The organism is Stenotrophomonas sp. PI_27 (genome assembly GCF_027854495.1).
Lineage (GTDB): Bacteria > Pseudomonadota > Gammaproteobacteria > Xanthomonadales > Xanthomonadaceae > Stenotrophomonas > Stenotrophomonas pavanii.
Genome location: NZ_JAJNOF010000010.1, coordinates 157,551 through 166,892, shown reverse-complemented (window position 1 = coordinate 166,892; position 9,342 = coordinate 157,551). Strand labels below are relative to the sequence as shown.

The window sequence follows — 9,342 nt, the reverse complement described above, 5'->3', positions numbered from 1 at the left end:
GGCATCAGCGCTTCAGCTGCGCCAGGATCTCGCGGGTCATCGGATCGGCAATCGCCACCTCCTCGCCCTGCAGCGCCGGCAGCAGGCCACTGGCCAGCTGCTTGCCCAGCTCGACACCGAACTGGTCGAAGGCGTTGATGTTCCAGATCACCGACTGCACGTACACGGCGTGTTCGTACATGGCGATCAGCGCGCCCAGCGCCTGCGGGGTCAGCGCGTCGAGCAGGATCAACGTGCTCGGGCGGCCGCCCGGGTAATCCCGGTGCGGATCTTCGCTGCCCTGGCCATTGGCCAGCGCCTCGGTCTGCGCCAGCAGGTTGGCCAGCAGGGCCTGGTGATTGACCGTGTACGGATCATCGTTGTGCACGCAGCCGATGAAATCGGCCGGCACGATGCTGGTGCCCTGGTGCAGCGCCTGGAAGAAGCTGTGCTGCACATCGGTGCCCGCCCCGCCCCACCACACCGGCACGGTGTCGGTGGTGACCGGCTGGCCGTCACGCTGCACGCGCTTGCCCAGGCTTTCCATCACCAGCTGCTGCAGGTAGGCCGGCAGCAGCGCCAGGCGCTGGTCGTAGGTCATCACCGCATGCGTGGCATGGCCCAGCAGGTTGCGGTTCCAGATGTCGGTCAGACCGTGCAGCACCGGCAGGTTGCGCTCCAGCGGCGCATCCAGCGCGTGCGCATCCATCTGCGCCGCGCCTTCCAGCAGCTGTTCAAAGCGCTCGAAGCCGATCGCCAGCGCGATCGGGAAACCGACCGCCGACCACAGCGAATAACGGCCCCCCACCCAGTCCCACATCGGCAGCACGCGATCGGCGGCGATCGCGAAGGCCTTGGCGGCACGTTCGGGATTGGCGCTGACCGCATACAGGCGCTCGCTGCCGCCCAGCCAGTCGTGCAGGATCTGGCCGTTGAGCAGGGTTTCCTGCGTACCGAAGGTCTTGGAAATCAGGATGCCGGCGGTCTTGGCCGGATCCAGCGTGGCCAGCGTGCGCTGCATGGCGGCGCCGTCCACGTTCGACACGAAATGCACGCGCAGGCGCGCGCCGGTGACCGGGCGCAGCGCGTCGGCAACCAGGCGCGGGCCAAGGTCGGAACCACCGATGCCGACACTGACCACATCGGTCACGCCACTGTCTTCCAGCGCGCGCACCAGCACGCCCATGCGCTGGCGGATCGCGCGCGCGGTGGCATAGGCCTCGGCCGCCACCGGCGCATCGACCACGTCGCCGCGCAGCGCGGTGTGCAGCGCCGCGCGACCTTCGGTCAGGTTGACCTGCTCGCCGCGGAACAGGCGGGTGATGGAACCGCCGACGTCACGGTCGGCCGCCAGCGCCAGCAACGCCTGCAGCGCCGCGGCATCGTATTTCTGCCGGGCAAAGTTGACGTACAACGGACCGACCCGCAGCGCCAGGTCCTGTACGCGGCCGGGTTCGGCGGCGAGCAGGCTGGGAATGCTTGCGCCCTTCAGGCGCTGGGCGTGGGAATGCAGCGAGTCGAATCCGTTGTTCGTTGTCATGCGGCCTGGGTCGGGATCGTGTCGTTGGTGTGGGTGATCTGGTTCTTGCCATCAACGTACACCAGCTTCGGCTTGAAGCTGTCGGCTTCCTGCTCGGTCATGCTGGCGAACGCGGCAATGATGATGATGTCACCGACCTGCACGTGGCGCGCGGCGCCACCGTTGAGCGAGACAACGCCGCTGCCGGCTTCGGCGCGGATGGCATAGGTCGAGAAACGCGCACCGTTGGTCACGTCCCAGATGTGCACCTGCTCGAACTCGCGGATGCCGGTGGCCGCCAGCAGGTTGTCGTCGATGGCGATCGAGCCTTCGTAGTTCAGCTCGGAATGGGTGACGGTGGCGCGGTGGATCTTGGTCTTGAGCAGGGACAGGTGCATGGGGGCGCTGCAACGGCAAAGGAAAGAGCAGATTCTAGCACCCGCTTGGCCGTCGTCAGGGGGCTGCCGCAGGACGCTGAAGGCCGTTCAGGCGCCCTCGCCCCGCGGCGCTGGCGCGGCAGGGACGGCACCGCCCTGCAGTGACAGCCGGAATACCGCATGGAAGGCCAGCCCGGCGGCCAGGCCCAGCCCCCCCGGCCAACGACACCGTCAGCCCATAGCGGATCACATCGAAGGTATCCACATAGCGCAGGCGCTGCAGCAGCGGCCCCTGGACCGCACCCGGCCATTCATGGACCGCCATGGCCAGCGCGCCCAGCGCAGCCCCCACAAACGCGAAGCTGATCCGGCGCAAGGGCCGCCGGGACTGCAGGATCAGCGCCATCGGCAGGAACACCGCGATGGCGCTGCAGACGCCCAGCCCGAACATCAGCCCACCGCCGGTGAGCGCGGGCATCGGCGTGCGCCTGAATTCGAGCGCGAACAAGAGGCCGCCAAACAGCTGCGCCGGCAGCATGCCGGCCCCCAGCACGGCGAGGATCGACGCGTGGGCAAGGCGGCCGGCGTCAGTGGCAGGGGTCTTCATATCCAGTCTCCCGTCCGTGGGATGGTGAGAGGCGCCCGTTGCGGGCGCCCCGGAGCCACGTGCGGCTCAGAACTCCAGGTTGTCGATCAACCGGGTGGTGCCCAGGCGCGCAGCAATCAGCGCCACGCGGCCACCGCCGTCGAAGGTCGGCTCGGCCAGTTCCGGGGTGCGCAGCACCGCGTAGTCGACCTGGAACCCGGCTGCCTGCAGCGCGGCGGTGGCATCCGCCTCGATGCGTTCGCGCGGGTGACCGGCCACGTAGCCCTCGCGCATGCCCAGCAGGGTGCGGTGGAGGGTGGTCGCAACCGGGCGTTGTTCCGCGCTCAGGTACTGGTTGCGCGAGCTCTTGGCCAGGCCATCCTCGTCACGCACGATGTCGGCGCCGACGATCTGGATCGGGAACGACAGCTCGGTCACCATCTGCCTGATGACCGCCAACTGCTGGTAATCCTTGCGGCCGAACACGGCCACATCCGGCTGGACCTGCAGGAACAGGCGCGCCACCACGGTGCAGACGCCATCGAAGTGGCCCGGCCGGCTGGCGCCTTCCAGCACTTCACTGACACCCGGCGCATGCATCTGCGTGGTCTTGTCCACGCCCAGCGGGTACATCACCTCGACGCTGGGCAGCCACACCGCGTCGCAGCCGGCCTGCTCCAGTCCGGCCACGTCGGCCTCGGGCGTTCGCGGGTAGCGGTTGAAATCCTCGTTCGGGCCGAACTGGGTCGGATTGACGAAAATGCTCGCCACCACCTTGTCGGCGTACTGGCGGGCCAGCGCCACCAGCGAATGGTGGCCGCCATGCAGGTTGCCCATGGTCGGCACCAGCGCCACGCGCAGGCCGTCCTGCTTCCACTGGGCGATCTGCGCGCGCAGTGCGCCGAGTTCGTTGAAGGTCTGGATCATTGGGCGTAGGCGTGCTGTTCGTCGGGGAAGCTGCCGTCGCGCACGGCGTCGGCGTATGCGCGGGTGGCACCGGCCACCGAACCGCCTTCGGCAAGGAAGTCCTTGACGAACTTGGGACGGCGATGGCCGCTGTCCAGGCCCAGGAAGTCGTGCAGCACCAGCACCTGGCCGTCGCACTGCGGGCCGGCACCGATGCCGATGGTCGGCACATCCACCGCGGCGGTCACTTCCGCGGCGACCGGGGTCGGCACGCATTCGAGCACCATGATGCTGGCACCGGCCGCGGCCACGGCCTTGGCATCCTCGACCAGCTGGCGGGCGGCATCGCCGCGGCCCTGGATCTTGAAGCCGCCCAGGCGCAGCACCGATTGCGGGGTCAGGCCCAGGTGCGCGCAGACCGGAATCTCGCGCTCGACCAGGTAGCGGATGATGTCGACCTTGAAGCCGGCCCCTTCGATCTTGACCATCTCGGCACCGGCCTGCAGCAGCTGCAGCGAAGCATCCAGCGCGCGCTCCGGGGTGGCATCGGCGCCGAACGGCAGGTCGGCCACCAGCAGCGCACGCTGCAGCACGCGGGCCACGGCGCGGGTGTGGTAGACCATGTCGGCCACGGTCACCGGCAGGGTCGAATCATGGCCCTGCACGACCATGCCCAGCGAATCGCCGATCAGGATCAGGTCAACGCCATTTGCGTCGAAGGTGCGGGCGAAGCCGGCGTCGTAGGCGGTCAACATGACCAGCTTCTGGCCATTGCGCTTGGCCTCGGCCAGGGCGGGAACGGTCCAGGGCTTGCTGTCTGCGTGGGTGCTCATGTGCTGATAACCGGGGGAGATAACCCGGGCATTATCACCCTATCGGCGCGATCCCGCAGGCATCCACCCGCATCACTGCATCCCGCACGCGGCCATGGCCGGGAATGGCCAGATCCGGTGCGATTTCGGCCAGCGGCACCAGCACGAAGGCACGCGCGTGCAGGTAAGGGTGTGGCACCTGCAGGCCCGGCTGATCGAGCACCTGCGCGCCGTACAGCAGCAGGTCCAGGTCCAGCGCACGCGGCCCCCAGTGCACCGCCGGATCGCGTACGCGGCCGAAGCGCTGCTCCAGCGCCAGCATCGCCTGCAACAACTCATCGGCCGGCAACGTGGTTTCGACCGAGGCCACCGCATTGACGAACGGCGGCTGGTCTTCCTTGCCCCAGGCCGGCGTCGCGTAAAGCCGCGAGGCCTGGCGCAGGCGGGTCCCGGGCAGGCCGTCCAGCGCGGCAATCGCCGCGCCCACGGTGGCGGCCGCGTCGCCAAGGTTGGCGCCGAGGCCGATCCAGGCAAGGGTCATTGCTTACTCGCCCGCTGCACCGGCCGTGGCGCCCGGACGACGCCGACGACGGCGGCGCTTGCGCGGCGCCCCACTCTCGTCCTCGGCCTCTTCGCTGTGCATCGCATCCAGCGACGATTCCAGCTCGCGTCCGGACTGCGCCTGCGCGTCGCGCCAGAACTCGACATCGGCAGCATGCTCGGACGATGCCACCTGGCGCAGGCTGAGGAAGTCGAACGCCGCACGGAAACGCGGGTGGGTCAGGGTGCGGAACACGCGCTTGCGCTGGCGCGAACCGAAGCGCGACTGCAGCAGCCAGATCTCCTGCATCGGCAGCGAAAAACGCCGCGGCAGCGCAATGGTGCTCAGCTGCTGCACGGTGACGCGGTCGGCGGCACGGCGTTGTGCCTCTTCCGGTGCCACGCCCTGCTTGAGCAGGGTCGCCTGCGCGCGGCAGAACGCCGGCCACAGCAGCAGTGCGAACAGGAACGCCGGCGAGACCGGCTCGTCGTTGGCCACGCGCGCATCGGTGTTGGCCAGGCCCTCGACCAGCATGCGGCGCAGCGCGCCGGTGCGGTTGGACTTCAACGCCTTGGCGCTTTCCGGGAACAGCACGTCGAGCAGGCCGTAACGCTCCAGGCCTTCGAAGCTGGCCACGCCGTGCCCGGACAGGAACAGCTTGAGCACTTCCTCGAACAGGCGCGCCGGTGCGGCTTCGTTGAGCAGGCCGGCCAGCTGCGGGATCGGCGCGGCGGTGCCCTCTTCGATCTGGAAGCCGAGCTTGGCCGCCAGGCGCACCGCACGCAGCATGCGCACCGGGTCTTCCTGGTAGCGCTGCACCGGATCGCCGATCAGCTTCATCAGACGTGCCTGCACGTCCTCGAAACCACCGGTGTAGTCACGCACCGAGAAGTCCTCGATGGCGTAGTACAGCGCGTTGCAGGTGAAGTCGCGGCGGACGGCGTCGTCTTCGATGGTGCCGTACACGTTGTCGCGCACGAGCATGCCGTTTTCCATCTCGCGGTCGCCGCTGCCGTCATCGCTGTTGGCACGGAAGGTGGCGACTTCGATGATCTCGCGGCCGAACACAACGTGGGCGAGGCGGAACCGGCGGCCGATCAGGCGGCAGTTGCGGAACAGCTGCTTGACCTGTTCGGGCGTGGCGTCGGTGGCCACGTCGAAATCCTTGGGTTGGCCATTGACCAGCAGATCGCGCACCGCGCCGCCGACAAGGTAGGCGCCGAAGCCGGCGTCGCGCAGGCGATAAAGCACGCGCAGGGCGTTCGGGCTGATGTCCTTGCGGGAGATCGTGTGCTGGTCGCGCGGGATGACGCGCAGGCTGAACGGTGATGTAGCAGGGGAAATGATGTTGGCGCTTCCGGTTGAAGTTTCGGGATTGCCCAATGGCATCGAGGTGCATATACTAGCGCTCCTGCCTCGGCAGCGACACAGTTACGCTCCCTTCGTCTAGTGGTTAGGACGTGGCCCTCTCAAGGCTAAAACAGGGGTTCGAGTCCCCTAGGGAGCGCCAGTCGCCGCAGCAGGAACCGAAAAAGCCCGCCTTGTGCGGGCTTTTCTGTTTTCCGGGGTTGCAATGATTGCGATCGGATTGGCCGCTTGTGCGCCTCCCTGTTCCTGCGCGGGAGGGGGCGGGCCACCCTTTTCTGGACACGCAAAAGCCCATCCATGGTGCTCGATGGCGCCATCCATGGCGCCAACGGTCCAGAAAAGGGTGGCCCGCCCCCTCCAGACAATCTCCCGCGACGGCGGTACGAACAGCCTCGCTCATCCGCAGCCAATTCAATCCCGACGTGCAGACCTGCGTCCGCCACCCGCAATGTGTCGAGAGGCGGCAGGCCCGCCGATCCAGGACCGTTGGCGCCATGGATGGCGCCATCGAGCCCCCATGGATGGGTTTACGGCGTGTCCTGGATCGGCGGACCTGCCGTCTCCCCGCAGAACAGGGAGGCGCTGAAACACAGGCCGGCCGTCAGCCTTCCATCTGCTCCAGCTCCTTGCCCTTGGTCTCGCGCACGTAGCGGACCACAAAGAAGATCGAAAGGATCGCCGCGACCGCGTAGATACCATAGGCGCCGGCCAGGCCGATGCCGGCCAGCAGCATCGGGAAGGTCACGGTGATCGCGAAGTTCGAGGTCCATTGCGCGGCCCCCGCCACAGCCAGCGCCGGGCCACGGATCTGGTTGGGGAACATTTCGCCCAGCATCACCCACATCACCGGGCCCCAGGACATGTTGAAGAACACCACGTAGACATTGGCTGCGACCAGCGCCAGCCGACCCATGCCATCGGACAGCTGCAGGCGCCCGCCGGCCAGGCTGCCGCTGGCAAAGGCCACCACCATCAGCACCAGTGCCACCGACATGCCGACCGAGCCGACCCACAGCAGCGGCTTGCGCCCGATGCGGTCGATCAGCAGCACGGTGAGCAGGCAGGCGCCGATGCTCAGCGCGCCGGACAGCACATTGATCAGCAGTGCGTCGCTTTCAGAGAAGCCCACCGCCTGCCACAGCACCGCGCCGTAGTAGAACACCACGTTGATGCCGACCAGCTGCTGGAACATGGCCAGGCCGATGCCCACCCAGAGGATCGGGCGCAGCCTGCCGGTAGCCCTGCTGCGCAGGTCGCCGAAGCGCGGCTTGTGCTGGTCCTGTGCCAGGCTGGCCTCGATCTCGGCCTGCTTGGCCCGGGCAGCGGCCTCGCCGTACAGTCGCGACAACACCGCCCTCGCCTGCCCCTGGCGGCCCTTCAGCACCAGGAAGCGCGGGCTTTCCGGAATCACCAGCAGCAGCACCAGGAACAGCGCGGAGGGCAGCGCCTGCATCCAGAACATCCAGCGCCACGCCTCATGGCCCAGCCACAGCGGCTCGGTCGAGGCGCCGGCAGCGCGGGCCAGCAGATAATTGCTGAGGAACGCCGCAAACAATCCGCAGATGATGGCCATCTGCTGCACCGTGGCCAGTCGGCCGCGATACCGCGCCGAAGCGACCTCGGCGATGTAGGCCGGCGACATCACGCTGGCCGCGCCCACCGCGAAACCGCCCAGCACGCGGGCCGCGACAAACAGCCAGGACGCATGGGCCGCGCCGGCGCCCAGCGCCGAAACCAGGAACATCAGCGCCGACACGATCAGGACGCCGCGGCGCCCCAGCCGATCGCCCAGCCAGCCGGCCAGGAAGGCCCCGATCGCGCAGCCCAGCAACATCGAGGCGACCTCGAAGCCCAGCGCGGCCTCGCTGGAATTGAAGGCCTGCCGCAGGCCATCGACCGTGCCATTGATGACACCACTGTCGAAGCCGAACAGGAACCCACCGAGGGTGGCAACGCAGCTGATCAGGACGATGAAGGCCGTGTTTTCACCGCCGTGGGAGGCGACGCCGGGCTGGGCGTGAGACATGGAAGATCCTGTTGGAAAGGGAGCCCGGCCACCACGGCCGGTTGCCGCGCAGCGTCGCACAGGCCCTGCCATGCCGCCAACGGCGGCCACGGCCGCGCCTGCCAGACGCCCGTTTTCGGCTCCGCGCCGACACCGGGGGCCAACCTGTTCTAGAATTGGCGGGTTCAGGAATCGATCCACCCCCAGCCCATGCCCTTTGTCGTCACCGAAAACTGCATCAAGTGCAAACACACCGATTGCGTGGAAGTGTGCCCCGTGGATTGCTTCCACGAAGGCCCGAACTTCCTGGTGATCGACCCGGATGAGTGCATCGACTGCACCCTCTGCGAGCCGGAGTGCCCGGTCAACGCGATCTTCCCGGAGGACGATGTCCCCGCCGGCCAGGAGGGCTTTGTCGCCCTCAATGCCGAGCTGGCGAAGGCGTGGCCGGTGCTGACCGTGCGCAAGGATCCGCCTGCCGACGCCGGCGAGTGGGATGGCAAGCCGGACAAGCTGAAACTGCTGGAGCGCTGAGAAGCGCCCGTTGCAGCAACGAAAAGGGCGCCCTTGGGCGCCCTTTTGCGTTTTCCGGCATACGCCAACCGCACGATCCGGTAGGTGCCAACCTTGGTTGGCACAGAAGCGCCGACCCAGGTCGGCCTCTACCCGGGCAGCTGCGGACCTGGGCCCGCACCCGCTCGACCGGCCCTTACGGCGCCAGCTTCGCCTTCAGCGCAGCGATCAGCTTCACCGGTGCTGCGGCCGTGGCCGGCAGGCCACGCGGATCGACCGCGGAGATGTAGGCGCCAGCATCGACGGCGACCACGCGGACCAGGAAGTTGCTGCCTTCATAGGCCACGTCGTACGAACCCAGCAGCTGCGCGCGGCTGGCGATGGTCACGCCCTCCACGCCTTCCAGCGCCGTGCCGACCTTGGCGAAGGCTTCTTCCTTGCCGCCGGCAATGGTGAAGCCCGTGGTGCCCACGGCCGGGGCAGCCGCGGCAGGTGCCGCCGGCTTGGTCGCCGAGGCCAGCGTCGGCACCTTGTTGTCACCGGTGGTGGCCGGCAGGTTCAGGTCCGGCGGCACTTCCAGCGGACGCATTTCCGGGGCCAGGGCGTAGTCGCCCTTGACGCCGCGCTTGAAGCAGCCGGTGGTGCCGGCAGCGACCGCCACAGCAAGCAGGGCATAGGACAGCACGCGGACGGTGCAAACGGATTGACGCATATGAATCTCCTGGGTCAGACCAAG

At 68.0% G+C, this 9,342-nt stretch carries 9 protein-coding genes, 1 tRNA gene and 1 pseudogene; 2 read left to right on the top strand and 9 right to left on the bottom strand.

The genetic code is table 11. The annotated features are described in order from the left end of the window. Positions 1–4 precede the first annotated feature (4 nt). The 7 genes and pseudogenes from pgi to pcnB form a co-directional block, all read right to left on the bottom strand. Positions 5–1,519: a glucose-6-phosphate isomerase gene (gene pgi / locus LRM18_RS14440; RefSeq protein WP_270954871.1), complete on the bottom strand. Its 1,515-nt coding sequence runs from the start codon at positions 1,517–1,519 to the stop codon at positions 5–7. Next, a complete protein-coding gene (gene panD, locus LRM18_RS14435; protein ID WP_005409061.1) occupies positions 1,516–1,896 on the bottom strand; it encodes an aspartate 1-decarboxylase in 381 nt (126 codons plus the stop codon). Before panD ends, pgi begins: the two co-directional genes overlap by 4 nt. An 87-nt stretch (positions 1,897–1,983) precedes the next feature. After that, positions 1,984–2,482, bottom strand: a pseudogene (locus LRM18_RS14430) (hypothetical protein). Positions 2,483–2,548: 66 nt separating this feature from the next. Beyond that, the gene (panC, locus tag LRM18_RS14425) at positions 2,549–3,388 is read right to left on the bottom strand and encodes a pantoate--beta-alanine ligase (RefSeq protein WP_074725890.1); all 840 of its coding nucleotides are present in this window, start codon (positions 3,386–3,388) and stop codon (positions 2,549–2,551) included. Next, the gene (gene panB / locus LRM18_RS14420) at positions 3,385–4,200 is read right to left on the bottom strand and encodes a 3-methyl-2-oxobutanoate hydroxymethyltransferase (RefSeq protein ID WP_005416119.1); all 816 of its coding nucleotides are present in this window, start codon (positions 4,198–4,200) and stop codon (positions 3,385–3,387) included. Before panB ends, panC begins: the two co-directional genes overlap by 4 nt. Before the next feature lie 34 nt (positions 4,201–4,234). Continuing rightward, a complete protein-coding gene (gene folK / locus LRM18_RS14415; RefSeq protein WP_049466335.1) occupies positions 4,235–4,720 on the bottom strand; it encodes a 2-amino-4-hydroxy-6-hydroxymethyldihydropteridine diphosphokinase in 486 nt (161 codons plus the stop codon). A 3-nt stretch (positions 4,721–4,723) separates the two neighbouring features. Next, on the bottom strand, positions 4,724–6,109 hold the full coding sequence (gene pcnB, locus LRM18_RS14410; protein WP_270954869.1) for a polynucleotide adenylyltransferase PcnB: 1,386 nt from the start codon (positions 6,107–6,109) through the stop codon (positions 4,724–4,726). Positions 6,110–6,155: 46 nt separating this feature from the next. Here pcnB and LRM18_RS14405 point away from each other — a divergent pair. Next, positions 6,156–6,230 (top strand) — tRNA-Glu (locus tag LRM18_RS14405). 459 nt (positions 6,231–6,689) lie between these two features. On the opposite strand, the gene LRM18_RS14400 is transcribed toward LRM18_RS14405, so the two are convergent. Beyond that, a complete protein-coding gene (locus LRM18_RS14400; protein WP_053506625.1) occupies positions 6,690–8,114 on the bottom strand; it encodes a sugar porter family MFS transporter in 1,425 nt (474 codons plus the stop codon). A 189-nt stretch (positions 8,115–8,303) separates the two neighbouring features. Between LRM18_RS14400 and fdxA the strand changes: the two genes are divergently transcribed. Further along, positions 8,304–8,627 carry a ferredoxin FdxA gene (gene fdxA / locus LRM18_RS14395; RefSeq protein ID WP_049411316.1) on the top strand — a complete coding sequence of 108 codons (324 nt, stop codon included), beginning with the start codon at positions 8,304–8,306 and terminating at the stop codon, positions 8,625–8,627. A gap of 175 nt (positions 8,628–8,802) precedes the next feature. On the opposite strand, the gene LRM18_RS14390 is transcribed toward fdxA, so the two are convergent. Beyond that, on the bottom strand, positions 8,803–9,318 hold the full coding sequence (locus LRM18_RS14390; protein ID WP_270954868.1) for a hypothetical protein: 516 nt from the start codon (positions 9,316–9,318) through the stop codon (positions 8,803–8,805). Between the last annotated feature and the right edge of the window lie 24 nt (positions 9,319–9,342).